At 65.2% G+C, this 15,481-nt stretch carries 14 protein-coding genes; 10 read left to right on the top strand and 4 right to left on the bottom strand.

Translation table 11 applies throughout. From position 1 onward, the window contains the following. The first annotated feature begins 13 nt into the window (after positions 1-13). Positions 14-877, top strand: a complete 864-nt coding sequence (locus tag ABRP17_RS07925) for a hypothetical protein (protein WP_349985361.1) — start codon at positions 14-16, stop codon at positions 875-877. A gap of 24 nt (positions 878-901) precedes the next feature. Here the strand turns inward: ABRP17_RS07925 and ABRP17_RS07920 are convergent, their stop codons facing one another. From ABRP17_RS07920 to acs, 3 genes are all read right to left on the bottom strand, one after another. Continuing rightward, on the bottom strand, positions 902-1,477 hold the full coding sequence (locus ABRP17_RS07920; RefSeq protein WP_349985360.1) for a manganese efflux pump MntP family protein: 576 nt from the start codon (positions 1,475-1,477) through the stop codon (positions 902-904). A 354-nt stretch (positions 1,478-1,831) separates the two neighbouring features. Next, complete coding sequence (locus ABRP17_RS07915; protein ID WP_349985359.1) at positions 1,832-2,497, bottom strand: response regulator transcription factor; 666 nt, start codon at positions 2,495-2,497, stop codon at positions 1,832-1,834. A gap of 82 nt (positions 2,498-2,579) precedes the next feature. Then, complete coding sequence (gene acs, locus ABRP17_RS07910) at positions 2,580-4,523, bottom strand: acetate--CoA ligase (protein ID WP_349985358.1); 1,944 nt, start codon at positions 4,521-4,523, stop codon at positions 2,580-2,582. 282 nt (positions 4,524-4,805) lie between these two features. On the opposite strand from acs, the gene ABRP17_RS07905 reads away from it, so the two are divergent. The 6 genes from ABRP17_RS07905 (at position 4,806) to ABRP17_RS07880 (ending at position 11,968) form a co-directional block, all read left to right on the top strand. Then, a complete protein-coding gene (locus ABRP17_RS07905; RefSeq protein ID WP_188325459.1) occupies positions 4,806-6,227 on the top strand; it encodes a DcaP family trimeric outer membrane transporter in 1,422 nt (473 codons plus the stop codon). Between the two features lie 58 nt (positions 6,228-6,285). Next, positions 6,286-7,941 (top strand): MFS transporter, encoded by a 1,656-nt coding sequence (locus ABRP17_RS07900; protein ID WP_188325458.1) that lies wholly within the window; start codon positions 6,286-6,288, stop codon positions 7,939-7,941. A 43-nt stretch (positions 7,942-7,984) separates the two neighbouring features. Then, a complete protein-coding gene (locus ABRP17_RS07895) occupies positions 7,985-9,496 on the top strand; it encodes a hypothetical protein (RefSeq protein ID WP_349985357.1) in 1,512 nt (503 codons plus the stop codon). 83 nt (positions 9,497-9,579) lie between these two features. Then, the gene (locus tag ABRP17_RS07890; RefSeq protein ID WP_188325456.1) at positions 9,580-9,897 is read left to right on the top strand and encodes a DUF4156 domain-containing protein; all 318 of its coding nucleotides are present in this window, start codon (positions 9,580-9,582) and stop codon (positions 9,895-9,897) included. A 98-nt stretch (positions 9,898-9,995) separates the two neighbouring features. Then, positions 9,996-11,012, top strand: a complete 1,017-nt coding sequence (locus tag ABRP17_RS07885) for a 3-oxoacyl-ACP synthase III (protein ID WP_188325455.1) — start codon at positions 9,996-9,998, stop codon at positions 11,010-11,012. A gap of 62 nt (positions 11,013-11,074) precedes the next feature. Further along, entirely contained in the window at positions 11,075-11,968 is an 894-nt protein-coding gene (locus ABRP17_RS07880; protein WP_188325454.1) for an alpha/beta fold hydrolase, read from the top strand. Positions 11,969-12,031: 63 nt separating this feature from the next. On the opposite strand, the gene ABRP17_RS07875 is transcribed toward ABRP17_RS07880, so the two are convergent. Beyond that, the gene (locus ABRP17_RS07875; RefSeq protein WP_188325453.1) at positions 12,032-12,448 is read right to left on the bottom strand and encodes a YkgJ family cysteine cluster protein; all 417 of its coding nucleotides are present in this window, start codon (positions 12,446-12,448) and stop codon (positions 12,032-12,034) included. Between the two features lie 104 nt (positions 12,449-12,552). Here ABRP17_RS07875 and oleC point away from each other — a divergent pair, with 104 nt between their 5' ends. The 3 genes from oleC (at position 12,553) to ABRP17_RS07860 (ending at position 15,437) form a co-directional block, all read left to right on the top strand. Further along, positions 12,553-14,211: an olefin beta-lactone synthetase gene (gene oleC, locus ABRP17_RS07870; protein WP_349985356.1), complete on the top strand. Its 1,659-nt coding sequence runs from the start codon at positions 12,553-12,555 to the stop codon at positions 14,209-14,211. Continuing rightward, on the top strand, positions 14,208-15,215 hold the full coding sequence (gene oleD, locus ABRP17_RS07865) for a 2-alkyl-3-oxoalkanoate reductase (protein WP_349985355.1): 1,008 nt from the start codon (positions 14,208-14,210) through the stop codon (positions 15,213-15,215). Before oleC ends, oleD begins: the two co-directional genes overlap by 4 nt. A gap of 66 nt (positions 15,216-15,281) precedes the next feature. Next, positions 15,282-15,437 carry a DUF1328 domain-containing protein gene (locus ABRP17_RS07860; RefSeq protein ID WP_083491872.1) on the top strand — a complete coding sequence of 52 codons (156 nt, stop codon included), beginning with the start codon at positions 15,282-15,284 and terminating at the stop codon, positions 15,435-15,437. Positions 15,438-15,481: the final 44 nt, after the last annotated feature.

Below are 15,481 nucleotides of genomic sequence, written 5' to 3'. Positions count from 1 at the left end.
CAGGCGATGCTTCATGCTGACTGTTCCTCCTGTTTCCCACGCTGTCCCGTCTGGCGCGCTGGTGCGCGTTCGCGACGCCGGTTGCGCGCTGGGGAGCGCACTGCACGTGGTGCTCAACCTGCCGGTCCAATCGCCTGCAGCGCCGGTGCTGGCGGCCACCGTCGGGGGTGCGCTGGGTGCTGGCATGTCATGGATGTGCCACGGCAGCGCCCGGTTGGTGGGCGATGCCGTGGTGGGGGCGGCGATGGGCGCGATATCCCATCAGTTCTCACTGGACCAGGCGACCATCGAGGCCAGCCAGCAGCATCAGTGGCAAACGCTGAACCGCTACCCGAAGATGCGCGCATGGTTGCAGCGCGAACGCATCACCGCCTCCGACGACAAGCGGTTGCGGCATGTCTATACGTGCATTGAGGTCCTGGCAGCGCAGATGACGGCTCACTTCCGCGCCTACTGCGCCGAGCGCGCTCTGCACTGTGATGACGAGGCGGTTGAACGCATCGCCGACTTCTGCCGTGCCGAGTGCATCGGACACGGACCGCTGCTGGTGCTGCAGCCGGAGCACGGCCGGTACTACATTGCGGCGGTCGACCGTATCTCTTATGACACGATGAAGGCCTTCCTGGAGCGTCACGTATCGCCGGTTCCGTTGTTCAGAGACGACCGCTGTGTGTACCTCAGTGGCACGTTGCGTGGAGCAGGCGCGGCCGTGCCGGCCGACATGGATCCGCACGCTGCCGGATCGGGCGGCGTTGAGGCAACTGACACCCCGCACCACCGGACCTTGGCCGACTGTTACCAGCCCTCCGCCGAGCCGACGGTCACTGTCCGCCGGCGCTGCACCAACCGCGACCGACCCCGGGGATGGTGGGAGTGAGGCGACGCCGTACCGAGTGCTGCGTCATGCCGCCCCGCTCAGGTGCTCGTACAGAATCGTGCTGCCGATGATCATCAGGATCACGCCGCCGATGATTTCCGCACGCTTGCCGATCAGGCTGCCCAGCACCCGTCCGAGCATGATGCCTGCGGTGACCATGGTCAGCGTGCACAGGCCGATGACCAGCGCCATGACACCGATATGCACATCCATGAAGGCAAGCCCGATGCCGACCGCCATCGCGTCGATGCTGGTGGCAAAACCAGTCACGGCCAGATGCCAGAACCCTCGGTGGCGCGAAGGATCTTCGTCTTCGGACTCGTCTTCGGGCCGCAGGCCGGCGACGACCATGTGCAGACCGAGCGCAGACAACAGGCCGAACGCGATCCAGTGGTCATAGGCCTCCACGTAGTCCAGCGCGACGCGGCCGATCAGCCAGCCGATCACCGGGGTGATGGCTTCGATGACGCCAAAGATCAGGCCCGCACGCACTGCATCGCGGAACACCGGTTTGCGCATGGCGGCGCCCTTGCCGATGGCGGCGGCGAAGGCATCGGTGGACATGGCGAAGCCGATCAGGAGGATCGAAAGAGGGGACATGAGGTTCACGACAGGTCGGGCGAAGACGGACGCACGGCCCGCGCTCGCGCCCAACCTGTCGTTGCGCACGCGGACCGCTGGTCTCGCCAACCATGATGGTTGCCCGCACCACGGCGCACTGGCCGAGCATGTTGATACGGGCGTTTCCTGCAGCAGGAAACCGGCTACTCCCCAAGGGGACGCGAAGCTTAGCACTGGCGCTGCAGCAGGAGGCGTCAGTGGGTGATTGCGCAGGTAAAGCTGAGTTTCATAGCTGCGGCTATATTGCGCGCCACGTGCCACACCACCGAGCAAGGCTCGATCACGGTAGCGCCGAGCCACGCTCGGCGAGCGCAGGGGCCGCTCCTCAACCGCTCAATCTTCTTCCGGCGGCAACACGATCTGCTGGTCATCGATGGCCAGCTTGCCTGCCATCAACACCGCCTGGGTCCGGTTGGTGACGCCCAGCTTGCGAAGGATGGCGGTGACGTGCGCCTTGATCGTCGCTTCAGAGACCGTGAGGTCATAGGCGATCTGCTTGTTCAGCCGTCCGGCTCCCAACATCTGCAGCACGCGGAACTGCTGCGGGGTCAGCTCGCGCAGGCGCTGGCCGACTTCGCGCTCTTCGCGTCCGGTGGGCGGCACGTTATGCGCTTCCGGCGGCGCCCAGGTTTCGCCGTCCAGGATCATCCCCAGCGCATGGCCAATGGTGTCCGAATCTGCGGATTTGGGAATGAAACCGAATGCGCCGTGGTCCAGTGCGCGCCGCATCACGGTGGGTTCCTCGCGTGCCGACACCACCACCACGGGCAGGTGCGGGTGCAGTGACCGCATATGCACCAGCGCGTTGAAACCCTGCGCGCCGGGCATGTTGAGGTCCATCAGGACCAGGTCGGCATCGTTGTGCTGGTCGGCCAAGGCATACAGGGCTTCCACGCTGTCGGCCTCGAACAGTTGTACGCCGGGAATGACACGCTGCACGGCGCCGCGCAGTGCTTCGCGGAACAGCGGATGGTCATCGGCAATCAAAAGGGTGGTCATGGCGTCAGCTTAGGGAAAACAGGAGGGCGGAAGGAGGCAGATCCGTGTCGTGCAGCGAAACCGAGCTGCCCCCCGCTGGCCGTTACTTCACTTTGCGTTCGTCGACCAGCGAGGCCACCACGGATGGATCGGCCAAGGTAGACGTGTCGCCGAGCTGGTCCGGCGCATTCTCCGCGATCTTGCGCAGGATGCGGCGCATGATCTTGCCCGAGCGTGTCTTCGGCAGTCCCGGCGCCCACTGCAGGTGGTCAGGCGTGGCGATTGGACCAATCTCCTTGCGTACCCATGCCACCAGCTCCTTATGCAGTTCGTCGCTGGGGGCCTCGTCGGCGATCAGGGTGACATAGGCATAGATGCCTTGGCCCTTGACGTCATGCGGGAAGCCGACAACTGCGGCTTCGGCCACCTTCGGATGGGATACCAGTGCACTTTCCACCTCGGCCGTGCCGATGCGATGGCCGGAGACGTTGATGACATCGTCTACCCGCCCGGTGATCCAGTAATACCCATCCTCATCGCGGCGACAGCCGTCACCGGTGAAGTAGGCGCCCGGATAGGTGCGGAAGTAGGTGTCGATGAAGCGCTGGTCGTCGCCGTAGACCGTACGCATCTGGCCCGGCCACGAATCACGGATGATCAGGTTGCCCTCGGTGGCGCCGTCCTTGATCTCGCCATCGGCATTGACCAGCGCCGGCTGGATGCCGAAGAACGGCACCGTGGCCGAACCAGGCTTGAGGTCCACTGCGCCCGGCAGCGGGGAAATCAGGATGCCGCCGGTTTCGGTCTGCCACCACGTATCGACGATCGGGCAGCGGCTGTCGCCCACCACCTCGTAGTACCAGCGCCAGGCTTCCGGGTTGATCGGCTCGCCGACGCTGCCAAGCAGCCGCAGCGAGCTGCGCGAGGTCTTCTTGACCGGCTCTTCGCCCTCACGCATCAATGCGCGGATGGCGGTGGGCGCGGTGTAGAAGATGCTCACCTTGTGCTTGTCGATCACTTCCCAGAACCGCGAGGTGCTGGGGAAGTTCGGCACGCCTTCGAACATCAGCGACGTCGCGCCGTTGGCCAGTGGCCCGTAGACGATGTAGCTGTGGCCGGTGACCCAGCCGACATCGGCGGTGCACCAGTAGATGTCGTCCTCGCGCAGATCGAACACCGCCTCGTGCGTGTAAGCCGCATACAGCAGGTAGCCGCCGGTGGTATGCAGCACGCCCTTCGGCTTGCCGGTAGAGCCGGACGTGTAAAGGATGAACAACGGATCCTCGGCGTTCATGCGTTCCGGCTCGCACTCGGCTGGCTGGCTGTCCACCACATCATGGAACCAGCGGTCGCGCGGCGCCTGCATGTCCACCACGCCGCCGGTGTGGCGTACCACCAGCACGGTTTCCACGGTGTTGGTGCCGGGCAGCTTCAGGGCTGCGTCGACGTTCGCCTTCAGCGGAATCTTCTTGCCACCGCGCAGGCCCTCGTCAGCGGTGATGATCAACTTGCTGGCGCAGTCGCTCACGCGATCGGCAATGGAATTGGGCGCGAACCCACCAAATACCACCGAGTGGATGGCACCGATGCGCGCGCAGGCCAGCATCGCGACGGCCGCGTCGACGATCATCGGCAGGTAGATGGTGACGCGGTCGCCTTTCTTGACGCCGAGGTTGCGCAGCGCATTGCCAAGGCGGCAGGTGCGCTCGTACAGCTCGCGGTAGGTGACATGCTGCGCCGGCGCATCCGGGCTGTCGGGCTCGAACAGCAACGCGGTCTTGTCACCGCGCGTGGCGAGCTGGCGGTCCAGGCAGTTCACGCTGGCGTTGAGCTCGCCATCCTCGAACCACTTGATGTGGAAGTCGGCCAGGTCGTAGCTGACGTTCTTGATGATCGTGGGCTGCTTGAACCAGTCCAGGCGCCGCGCGGCCGCGCCCCAGAACGCGTCGGGGTCATCGACCGACGTCTGGTACTGCTGCTGGTAAGTGGTCTTGTTGATCCGCGACTTTTCGGCGAACTGCGGATCGACGGGATAGAGATCAACCATGGCACCCTCACTTGCACGTGGACTTTTATGTGCAGTTGCAGCATGCGCGGCAACCGTTGACACCCAGTTTGCCCCATCCATCCCCAGCCGCGACACCGTACCCCTTAGACCATGGTCGAAACCTGCAGGCCGGCAAGGGTGCACTGGGCTGCTCCGGGGACGGCCGTCATCGGGCAGGTACGACTAATGGCCAATAGCGGCGGTGCGTCAAGCGGACGCACCCTCGGCTTCGACCGTGCCCCACGCGCGTCTTTCGATTTGCCACTTGGGAGAGAGGGCAACATGAATCACCGTACGTTGAAGACGCTGCGCAAGCCGTTGGCTGCCTGCATGCTGGTTGCGCTGGCGGCACCGGGCATGGCGTTCGCGGAAACCGCGAGAGAGAAAGCACTGGAAGCACGCGTGGGCGAGCTCGAGCGCCAGGTGCAGTTGCTGCTGTCATCGCAGCAACAGCAGCAGACCCAGCTCAGCCAGACCCAGCAGGCCGTCACCGAGGTAAGGACGGTGCAGGCCGAGCAGAAGCCGGTCGTGCCGGCAGGCAAACAGCCGATCCAGGTCACTACCATCACCCCTGGCGCGGCACCGGGCACCACGGTCAAGATCGGTGGCTTCATCAAGGCTGATTTCATGGCCACCCAGACCGGTGATGGCCAACTGGCCGACGATGCCACCGGCCGTGCGCTGTACCTGCCGGGCCAGACCCCGGTAGCCGGTGCGGGCGGCAGCGGCGAGCGTTCGGACGTGGACTTCAATGCCCATGCCAAGTTCTCGCGCTTCAACCTGGGCATCGACAACGTCAGCGCGTCCGGTGACAAGGCCGGCGCGTTCTTCGAGATGGATTTCTTCGGCAATTCGCTGGGCAACCAGACGGCCACCAATACCTACGGTGTCACCCTGCGCCACGCGTACATGTATTGGAACAAGTGGACCGCAGGCCAGACCTGGACCAACTTCATGGATGCCGCCTCGATTCCCGAGGCCGCCGACTTCGTCGGTCCGACCGACGGTGTGGTGTTCGTCCGCCAGGCACAGATCCGCTATACCACCGGCGGCTTGAGCGTGGCACTGGAAAATCCGGAGACGACCACGCTCACCGGCGTGCGCAATCCGGTCACCGGGGCGTGGACCAACGCCAGTGCCAACTCTGATCGCGGCAGCCTGCCCGACCTGACCGTGCGCTACGGCTGGAAGGGTGACTGGGGTACCTTCGGCGTGGCCGGCCTGGTGCGCCAGTTGAAGGTGGACAACCAGACCACCGGTGCGGACGCGGACAAGATCGCCGGCGGCCTGACCCTGGGTGGCAAGTGGGTGATGGCCGACACCGACACGCTGCACTACCAGCTGACCGGGGGCGAGGGCATTTCGCGTTACATCGGCCTGGGCATCACCGCCGATACCGCTTACGACGTCGCCCGCGACGAGTTGGCGACGACGGGCGTATTGGCTGGCTATGTCGGCTGGCGCCATGCCTTCACCCCGAAGCTGCGCACCAACCTGATCTATGCGCGCAGCGACTATGACAACGACGGCACGCTCGGCCCACTGGTCACCAAGAGCGTGCAGAGCATCCGCGGCAACGTGTTCTACACGCCGATGCCCAAGGTCGATATCGGTGCGGAGTACATGTACGGCGTGCGCGAGATCGAAGATGGTCGCAAGGGCGACATCAACCGCGTGCAGTTCACCACCAAATACAGTTTCTAACGCGGGTGCCGGCTGACGCCGGCACCACAGTCATCCTGCTTCGGAGGGGAAGCGTCTCATGTCGACAACACCTGGTACCGCGCCTGTGTCACTGACGCACGGCCACAAGAAAGTCATCTTTGCATCGAGCCTCGGCACGGTGTTCGAGTGGTACGACTTTTTCCTGTACGGCTCACTCGCCGCCATCATCGCCAAGCAGTTCTTCAGCGGTGTCAATGAAACCACGGGCATGATCTTCGCCCTGCTTGCCTTCGCGGCGGGCTTCTTCGTGCGTCCGTTCGGTGCGGCCTTCTTCGGCAGCCTCGGTGACCGCATCGGCCGCAAGTACACCTTCCTGGTCACGATCCTGATCATGGGCATCTCGACCTTCCTGGTCGGCGTGCTGCCCAACTACGCCTCCATCGGCTTTGCCGCACCGGTGATCCTGATCATCCTGCGTCTGGCGCAGGGCCTGGCAATGGGCGGCGAGTACGGTGGCGCGGCGACCTACGTGGCCGAGCATGCACCGGCGGACAAACGCGGCCTGTACACCAGCTTCATCCAGTGCACCGCGACGCTGGGCCTGTTCATGTCGCTGCTGATCATCCTTGCCTGCCGCTATTTCCTGGGCAACGAGGCGTTCGAAGACTGGGGCTGGCGCATCCCGTTCCTGGTGTCGATCGTCCTGCTGGGCATTTCGGTGTGGATCCGCCTGCAACTGAGTGAGTCGCCGCTGTTCCAGCAGATGAAGGCCGAAGGCAAGGGCTCCAAGACGCCATTCCGCGACAGCCTGAAAGACGGCAACCTGAAGCTGATGCTGCTGGTGCTGCTGGGTGCTGCCGCCGGCCAGGCCGTGGTGTGGTACGGCGGGCAGTTCTACGCGCTGTTCTTCCTCAGCAGCATGCTGAAGGTCGATCCGACCACCTCGTACCTGTTGATCGCTGCCGCGCTGGCGCTGGGCGTGCCGTTCTTCATCTTCTTCGGCTGGCTGTCCGATCGCATCGGCCGCAAGTGGATCATCCTGACCGGCTGCCTGCTGGCCGCCATCACCTATATCCCGGTGTTCAAGGGCCTGACCCACTTCGCCAATCCGGCCATTGAAGAAGCACGCACCAACTCGCCGGCGCTGGTCGTGGCCGATCCGAACACCTGCTCGTTCCAGTTCGATCCGGTGGGCCTGCGCAAGTTCACCAGCTCGTGCGACGTGGCAACGGCCGCGCTGACCAAGGCCGGTGTGCCGTATGACGTGCAGCCGGCACCGGCGGGCTCGCTGGCGGTGGTCAACGTCGGCACGGCGAAGGTAAGTTCCTACGAGTCCGCCGGCCTGGCCAAGGACGAGGGCAAGGCCAAGGGCGATGCGTTCGGTACCGAGCTGAAGGCCGCGCTGGTCGAAGCCGGTTACCCGGCCAAGGCGGACAATGCGCGCATCAACATCCCCGGCACGATCTTCATGCTGTGGATATTGGTGCTGTACGTGACCATGGTGTACGGCCCGATCGCCGCCTACCTGGTGGAACTGTTCCCCACCCGCATACGCTACACCTCGATGTCGCTGCCGTACCACATCGGCAATGGCTGGTTCGGTGGCTTCCTGCCGGCGATCTCCTTCGCGCTGGTGGCCGGCACGGGCAACCTCTACTACGGCTTGTGGTATCCGATCGCCATCGCGTTGATGACGGTCGTCATCGGTGGCCTGTTCCTGCGCGATACGAAGAACGTGGATATCACCAAATAACGGTGATCGACATAGCGTGAGCAGAAGGGCCGCGGCGAAATCCGTGGCCCTTCTGCTTTCCGCCGTTGGGAATGCCGCCTTCTCGTGTCGGACTTCTGGACGACCGATTGCTTCTCTGACCGATCGCTCAGTCATCCAACGGAACGGATGCTGGAATGCTGAGCCTGCGCCCAGGCGTGAGCAAGAGAGGATGCCCACCATGAAGTGTGCCGCACGCTATTCATCTCGCTGCCGGACCGCTGCGGGTTTCCTGCTGGCGGTCCATGCATCGATGTCGACCTGCATCGCGCTGGCTGCAGCGCCTACGCTGCCATCGTCCGCCCGCGACAGCACTGCAGTGGAGGATCTGCAACGCTGGTACGGCGATACGGTGGATGACTGCGGCGGTGCTGGGATGCCTGCCTATCAATGCAGCGGCATCCTGATGCGCGCTACCCGGACCGCAGCAGGCTTCCAGCCGTGGGAGCCCAGTGACCAGCAGACCGCCAAGGGCAGCATCGCGTTTTCCTGGCTGCGCCGGGATGATGGGTTTGGCCGTCCGTATGGCAGGCAGAACGGATTCATTCTCTATCCGAACCATGAAGTCCCGCGCGGCCAGCTTGGCACGCTGCAGATACTGTGCAGTTTCCCCATCACCGCCAGCACGAACAGTCGCCCAACCCTTCAGGGGTGTGGCCCCATGGCGGCACATGTGTACTCCACCGACACGTGCCAGAGGCTGGGCGTCACCACCGCCACGCAGTGGCTGGACCGATATGCCGGCGCCAAGGAATACCAGGTGTGTGGCTGGGATCTGCGTCATGGCCGTGCCGAGGAATCGGCGCGATGGTTCAAGCTGGCGGCCGAGGCACATCAGGGGCTGCCAGATGCGCGCTGGTCCATCAACAATGAAGTCCTCGTATCGGCCTGGCCGAAAGGCAGTGGCGGCCGGCTCCCGCTGCACTCGTTTTTCCGCGTGCAGGGAGTGCGCGAGGCGCTGGTCAAAGCCCAGCATGATCAGATCCAGTATTTCCAGCGACACGGCCGGGTGATACCCATCGTTCAGCTCGCTTTTCCAGCCAGCAAGCAGGAGCGGATGTCATTTTCCTACGATGTCCATGACCAGGCCGTCGGACAGCCGGCGCAGCGGGGTTCAGCCGATTTCGAAGAGGTACCGGTGGGGCAACACACGCGGGTTACGGCGGGGGGCTTCCAGTTCGAGCTCAGCGGTGATCACGCCGCCGTCAGCGACCGCCCGCATCCTGCCAGCGGCGGGCTGATCTCGGGCAGGCATCTCAGCGTGGATTCGAGCGTCAGCATTGCCCTTGAAGGCGCCGGGCACCGTCGGGTGGCGTTCTCGTGGGGCTGTAACCGCCCCTGCTTCCTGCAGAAACTGATCTCCGACGAGCAGGTCATGCTGTTTGAGCAGGAAACGGGAGAGATGGGCTACGGGACCATGGAGTTCACCCTTGAAGGGCCTGAAGCGCTTGTGCTGGTCATCGGCAAGAAGAAAGACGACACCCCGTTGGTGCTGGACAACCTGCAGGTGCGGGAGCTGGCTCATCGCGCACGTTGACGCTGGACGGACACGGTCGGTCTCTGCCATCCCACGTTCAGCAGGTTCAGGCACAATCAGGGAAACCTTCTCTGGTAGACCCCATGCGCATCCTGCTGATCTCCGCCCTGCTGCTCGCCACCACTGCCTGCACCTGGGTGCCGATCGAGCCCGCCGGAACCAGCGTCCGGGTGCTGCCTGCAGGCGCGGTCCCTGCGGGCTGCGTGAACAAGGGAGAGGTGGCGGTCACCGTGAAGAACAAGGTCGGCTTCTACAACCGCAACCCCTTGCGGGTGCAGGAAGAGCTGGAGACGCTGGCGCGCAACGAAGCGCCGAGTGCCGGAGCCAATGCGCTGCAGGCCTCGGCCCCCCCTGCGGACGGCAGCCAGCGCTTCGCGGCCTACCAGTGTCCGCCGCGCTGAAAATCCCCTCGCGGACCAAGCTGAACCCGTAAAGGTGCGGACAGGCCAAGAGGGTTATAGAATGACGCCCCCTTTGCCTGAGCCTTGGCGCTAACTCGATGCTCTTCAAGAATGTCTCGATCGCCGGCCTGGCGCATGTCGACGCGCCCCACACGCTAACGACCAAGGAAATAAACGAACGCCTGCAGCCCACCCTGGACCGCCTCGGTATCCGTACCGACGTGCTGGGGGATGTGGCGGGCATCCATGCGCGCCGCCTGTGGGACGACGGCACGCTGGCCTCTGATGCGGCCACCATGGCGGCCCGCAAGGCGCTGGAGGACGCCAACATCGGCCCGGCCGATGTCGGCCTGGTGATCAACACCTCGGTCAGCCGCGACTACCTGGAACCGTCCACGGCCAGCATCGTGTCCGGCAACCTGGGCGTGGGCGAGGAGTGCGTGACCTTCGACGTCGCCAACGCCTGCCTGGCCTTCATCAACGGCATGGACATCGCCGCCCGCATGATCGAGCGCGGCGAGCTGAAATACGCGCTGGTCGTCGATGGCGAAACCGCGAACCTGGTGTATGAAAAGACGTTGGAGCGCATGACGGCGCCGGATGTCACTGCCGAAGATTTCCGCAACGAGCTGGCGGCGCTGACCACCGGCTCGGGTGCCGCGGCGATGGTGATGGCGCGCTCGGACCTGGTACCCGATGCCCCGCGCTACAAGGGCGGCGTCACCCGTTCGGCCACCGAGTGGAACCAGCTGTGCCTGGGTAACCTGGACCGCATGGTCACCGACACCCGCGTGCTGTTGATCGAGGGCATCAAGCTGGCGCAGAAGACGTTCGCCGCGGCGAAGATCGCGCTGGGCTGGGCGGTGGAGGAGCTGGACCAGTTCGTGATCCATCAGGTCAGCCAGCCGCACACCGCTGCGTTCATCAAGAACTTCGGCATTGACCCGAAGAAGGTGATGACCATCTTCGGTGAGCACGGCAACATCGGCCCGGCCTCGGTGCCGATCGTGCTGAGCAAGCTGAAGCAGTTGGGCAAGCTCAAGAAGGGCGACCGCATCGCGCTGCTCGGCATCGGCTCGGGGCTGAACTGCTCGATGGCTGAAGTGGTCTGGTGATCCGGTCCGTTCGATGAAACTCCAAGGGCCGGTCTATCCGGCCCTTTTCACAGGTGCACCCCATGCGCGATCTTCCGGGATATCCCGTTACGACCCACCGTTTCGACGTCCGCCCCGGCCTGTCGATGAACTACATCGACGAGGGCCCGCGCGATGGCGAGGTGGTCGTGATGGTCCATGGCAATCCGTCCTGGAGCTATTACTGGCGCACGCTGGTGGCCGGCCTGTCGGACCGGTACCGCTGCATCGTGCCGGATCACATCGGCATGGGCCTGTCCGACAAGCCGGCCGATGACCGCTACGACTACACCCTGCAGAGCCGCGTGGACGACCTCGATGCGCTGTTGGCGCACCTGGGCATCACCGGCCCGGTCACCCTGGCCGTGCATGATTGGGGCGGCATGATCGGCTTTGGCTGGGCGCTGTCCCACCATGCGCAGGTCAAGCGGCTGGTGGTGTTGAATACCGCCGCCTTCCCGATGCCGGCGGCGAAGAAGATGCCGTGGCAGATCGGCCTGGGCCGGCACTGGAAGGTGGGGGAATGGATCATCCGCACCTTCAATGCATTCTCGGCCGGCGCCTCGCGACTGGGGGTGGAGCGGAAGATGCCCGCCGATGTCCGCCGCGCCTACGTTGCCCCGTATGACAGTTGGGCGAACCGGATCAGCACCATCCGCTTCATGCAGGACATCCCGCTGTCACCGGCCGACAAGGCCTGGCCGTTGCTGGAGCGCTCCGGCAAGGCGCTGCCATCCTTCGCGGACCGCCCAGCGTTCATCGGATGGGGACTGCGCGATTTCGTGTTCGATCATCATTTCCTGGAAACCTTTCAGGCGGCGCTGCCGCAGGCCGAGGTGCATGCGTTCAACGACGCTGGCCACTACGTGCTGGAAGACAAGCATGAAGTACTGGTACCGGCGATCCGCGCCTTCCTGGATGCCCATCCGCTGAGCTGAGCGGGGACGCGGAAAACGGCCGCCGAGCAGGGCTCGGCGCGACCGGGCCGGTGAATCGTCGGCTCACGCCGCGATCGGGGCCTGTGGCGAGCCGTTGTCGTCCGGATGGTCGTCATTGCTGCCGGGCGCATCGCGCCAGCGCCAATCGGCGGGCGTCAGCGGGTCCAGGCCATAGGCGATGCGCGCCTTTTCGCACTGCGCACTGGGCTTGCCGTATTCCCACGACGCATCCACCTCGCGGCACACGCTGGGCCGGTTGGGATGGATCGTGCAACGGGAATACACGCCGATCTGCGCATCCAGGGCGACGCAGCGCACCGGCGCGCTGTGGGTGCCGCGCATGCACAGGCGATGCGGGTCCAGCACTTCGGTCAGTGCGTTCGGCACGCCACCGGGCGTGACTTCGTCCGATTCCATCCAATGAAAGGCAACGCGGTATTGGGTGCAGCAGGCACCACAGGTCATGCAGGGGTGTTGCATGGGCAAGCCGCCCCAGGCGGCAGTCGCGTCGTTGAAAGAGAGTGCGGATTTTCCACGAAGCGGAGCGCCGTGCAAGAAATTCCGGACGCGGCGACAATGAACGGATGAACCGATCCTGCAATATTGCCGCCCGATTGCCCGAGTTGGCCCGTGAGCGGCCTGACCAGATCGCCATTCGTTGCCCCGGCCGACGCGGCCCGGGCAATGGCATGGCGTCTTACGACGTCACCCTCGATTACCGCCAACTGGACGCGCGCAGTGATGCGATGGCCGCCGGACTGGCCGCCTACGGCATCGGCCGCGGCGTGCGTGCGGTGGTGATGGTCCGGCCGTCGCCGGAGTTCTTCCTGTTGATGTTCGCGTTGTTCAAGATCGGCGCGGTGCCGGTGCTGGTGGATCCCGGCATCGACAAGCGCGCGCTGAAGCAGTGCCTGGACGAGGCGCAGCCGGACGCCTTCATCGGGATTCCGCTGGCCCATGTGGCACGGCTTGCGCTGCGCTGGTCACCGTCGGCCAAGCGGCTGGTCACCGTGGGGCGCAAGCTGGGGTGGGGCGGCACCACGCTGGCTGCGCTGGAGCGGGCAGGAGCAGGCACGCCGCCCATGCTGGCCGATACCGATGGCGAGGACACGGCCGCGATCCTGTTCACCAGCGGCTCCACCGGGGTGCCCAAGGGCGTGGTCTACCGCCACCGCCACTTCGTCGGCCAGGTCGAGCTGCTGCGTTCGGCCTTCGGCATGGAGCCGGGTGGCGTGGACCTGCCCACGTTCCCGCCGTTCGCCCTGTTCGACCCCGCACTGGGCCTGACCTCGGTGATCCCGGACATGGATCCGACCCGACCGGCGTCGGCAGATCCCCGCCGCCTGCACGATGCGATCAAGCGCCACGGCGTGACCCAGCTGTTTGGCTCGCCCGCCTTGATGCGGGTGCTGGCCGATCATGGACAGCCCCTGCCGGGCGTCAAGCGGGTGACGTCGGCCGGTGCGCCGGTGCCGCCGGACGTGGTGGCGACGATCCGCCGCCTGTTGCCGCCGGATGCCCAGTTCTGGACGCCCTACGGGGCCACCGAGTGCCTGCCGGTGGCGGTGATCGAAGGCCGCGCGCTGGAAGACACCCGTGCCGCTACCGAGTCCGGGGCCGGCACCTGCGTGGGTAGTGTGGTGGCGCCCAACGAGGTGCGCATCATCGCCATCGACGATGCCGCGCTGCCGGACTGGAGCCGGGTACGGGTGATGCCGGTCGGCGAGATCGGCGAAATCACCGTGGCCGGACCCACCGCCACGGACAGTTATTTCAACCGCCCGCAGGCGACGGCGGCCGCCAAGATCAGCGAAACGCTGGCCGACGGTCATCTGCGCGTGGTGCATCGCATGGGCGATGTCGGCTATTTCGATGCACAGGGCCAGTTGTGGTTCTGCGGCCGCAAGACCCAGCGCGTGGAGACGGCACGCGGACCGCTCTACACCGAGCAGATCGAGCCGGTGTTCAACACCGTCCCGGGCGTTGCCCGCAGCGCGCTGGTCGGCGTCGGTACACCGGGTCAGCAGGTGCCGGTGCTGTGCATCGAGCTTGCACGTGGGCAGTCGAGCTCGCCCGCACTGGTCGACGCGCTGCGGGCCAAGGCTGCGGTCTGCGTGCCTGACGCTGGCCTGCGGCACTATCTCGTCCATCCCGGTTTCCCGGTGGACATCCGCCACAATGCCAAGATCGGCCGCGAGAAGCTGGCGATCTGGGCTGCCGCCGAGCTGGAGAAAAAAGCATGAGGGTCCTTGTCACCGGCGGCGGCGGCTTCCTCGGTCAGGCACTCTGTGCCGGGTTGGCCGAGCGAGGCCATCAGGTGCTCAGTTTCAACCGGGGCCACTACCCGGCGCTGCAGGCGATGGGTGTGGGCCAGATCCAGGGCGACCTGGCCGATGCGCAGGCGGTGCTGCATGCCGTGGCCGGCATGGACGCGGTGCTGCACAACGCGGCCAAAGCGGGCGCCTGGGGCAGCTACGAGAGCTATCACCAGGCCAACGTGGTCGGCACCGACAACGTCCTCGCGGCCTGCCGCGCGCAGGGCGTGCACAAGCTCGTCTATACCTCCACGCCGAGTGTGACCCACCGCGCCACGCATCCGGTGGAGGGTCTGGGTGCGGACGAAGTGCCCTATGGCGAGGACTTCCAGGCCCCGTACGCCGCGACCAAGGCGATTGCCGAGCAGCGCGTGCTGGCGGCCAACGATGCAACGCTCGCCACCGTCGCGCTGCGTCCGCGCCTGATCTGGGGTCCGGGCGATCTGCAACTGGTACCGCGGCTGGCCCAGCGCGCCCGTGCCGGCCGCCTGCGGCTGGTGGGGGATGGCAGCAACAAGGTCGACACGACCTACATCGACAATGCAGCGCTTGCCCATTTCCTTGCGCTGGATGCGCTGGCGCCGGGAGCGGCCTGTGCGGGCAAGGCGTACTTCATCTCCAACGGCGAACCGCTGCCGATGCGTGAGCTGCTCAACAAGCTGCTGGGTGCAGTGGGGGCCCCGCCCGTGCACCGGACGATCAGCTTCAAGACGGCGTATCGCATCGGCGCGATCTGCGAGCGGGTGTGGCCGCTGTTGCGCTTGCCCGGCGAGCCGCCGCTCACCCGTTTCCTTGCCGAACAGCTGTGTACGCCGCACTGGTACAGCATGGAACCGGCACGCCGCGACTTCGGCTACATACCGATCGTGAGCATTGACGAAGGACTCACGCGACTGAAGGCTTCATCAAAAGGCGATTTTTCCATCACTTGATGAACACCGGCGACGCGGGAGGATGGACCCCAACGCCACCCCCGGCACGTAACCGCGAGGATCGCCATGCTGCACTACGCCGTCATCTTTTTCGTCATCGCCCTTATCGCCGCCGTCCTCGGCTTCTCCGGTATTGCCGGTGCCGCCAGCAACATCGCCTGGATCCTGTTCGTGGTCTTCCTGGTGCTGGCTGTGATCTCCATGTTCCGCAAGCGAACCTGACGCTGCACCACCGGGTAACCTCGGTGAGCGCTTGAAACGAAGCC

The sequence above is a fragment of the Stenotrophomonas sp. WHRI 8082 genome (assembly GCF_040223995.2).
Taxonomy (GTDB): Bacteria; Pseudomonadota; Gammaproteobacteria; order Xanthomonadales; family Xanthomonadaceae; genus Stenotrophomonas.
Note: the sequence above shows the minus strand (reverse complement) of the source record. Positions and strands in the feature narration are given on the sequence as shown.

What these genes read in the sequence shown, in the direction of transcription:
- ABRP17_RS07905 (WP_188325459.1), top strand. Translation starts at nt 4,806, where the DNA reads ATGAATCACCGTACGTTGAAGACGCTGCGCAAGCCGTTGGCTGCCTGC.
- oleD (WP_349985355.1), top strand. Translation starts at nt 14,208, where the DNA reads ATGAGGGTCCTTGTCACCGGCGGCGGCGGCTTCCTCGGTCAGGCACTC.
- oleC (WP_349985356.1), top strand. Translation starts at nt 12,553, where the DNA reads ATGAACCGATCCTGCAATATTGCCGCCCGATTGCCCGAGTTGGCCCGT.
- ABRP17_RS07860 (WP_083491872.1), top strand. Translation starts at nt 15,282, where the DNA reads ATGCTGCACTACGCCGTCATCTTTTTCGTCATCGCCCTTATCGCCGCC.
- ABRP17_RS07875 (WP_188325453.1), bottom strand. Translation starts at nt 12,448, where the DNA reads ATGCAACACCCCTGCATGACCTGTGGTGCCTGCTGCACCCAATACCGC.
- ABRP17_RS07900 (WP_188325458.1), top strand. Translation starts at nt 6,286, where the DNA reads ATGTCGACAACACCTGGTACCGCGCCTGTGTCACTGACGCACGGCCAC.
- ABRP17_RS07925 (WP_349985361.1), top strand. Translation starts at nt 14, where the DNA reads ATGCTGACTGTTCCTCCTGTTTCCCACGCTGTCCCGTCTGGCGCGCTG.
- ABRP17_RS07920 (WP_349985360.1), bottom strand. Translation starts at nt 1,477, where the DNA reads ATGTCCCCTCTTTCGATCCTCCTGATCGGCTTCGCCATGTCCACCGAT.
- acs (WP_349985358.1), bottom strand. Translation starts at nt 4,523, where the DNA reads ATGGTTGATCTCTATCCCGTCGATCCGCAGTTCGCCGAAAAGTCGCGG.
- ABRP17_RS07880 (WP_188325454.1), top strand. Translation starts at nt 11,075, where the DNA reads ATGCGCGATCTTCCGGGATATCCCGTTACGACCCACCGTTTCGACGTC.
- ABRP17_RS07915 (WP_349985359.1), bottom strand. Translation starts at nt 2,497, where the DNA reads ATGACCACCCTTTTGATTGCCGATGACCATCCGCTGTTCCGCGAAGCA.
- ABRP17_RS07890 (WP_188325456.1), top strand. Translation starts at nt 9,580, where the DNA reads ATGCGCATCCTGCTGATCTCCGCCCTGCTGCTCGCCACCACTGCCTGC.
- ABRP17_RS07885 (WP_188325455.1), top strand. Translation starts at nt 9,996, where the DNA reads ATGCTCTTCAAGAATGTCTCGATCGCCGGCCTGGCGCATGTCGACGCG.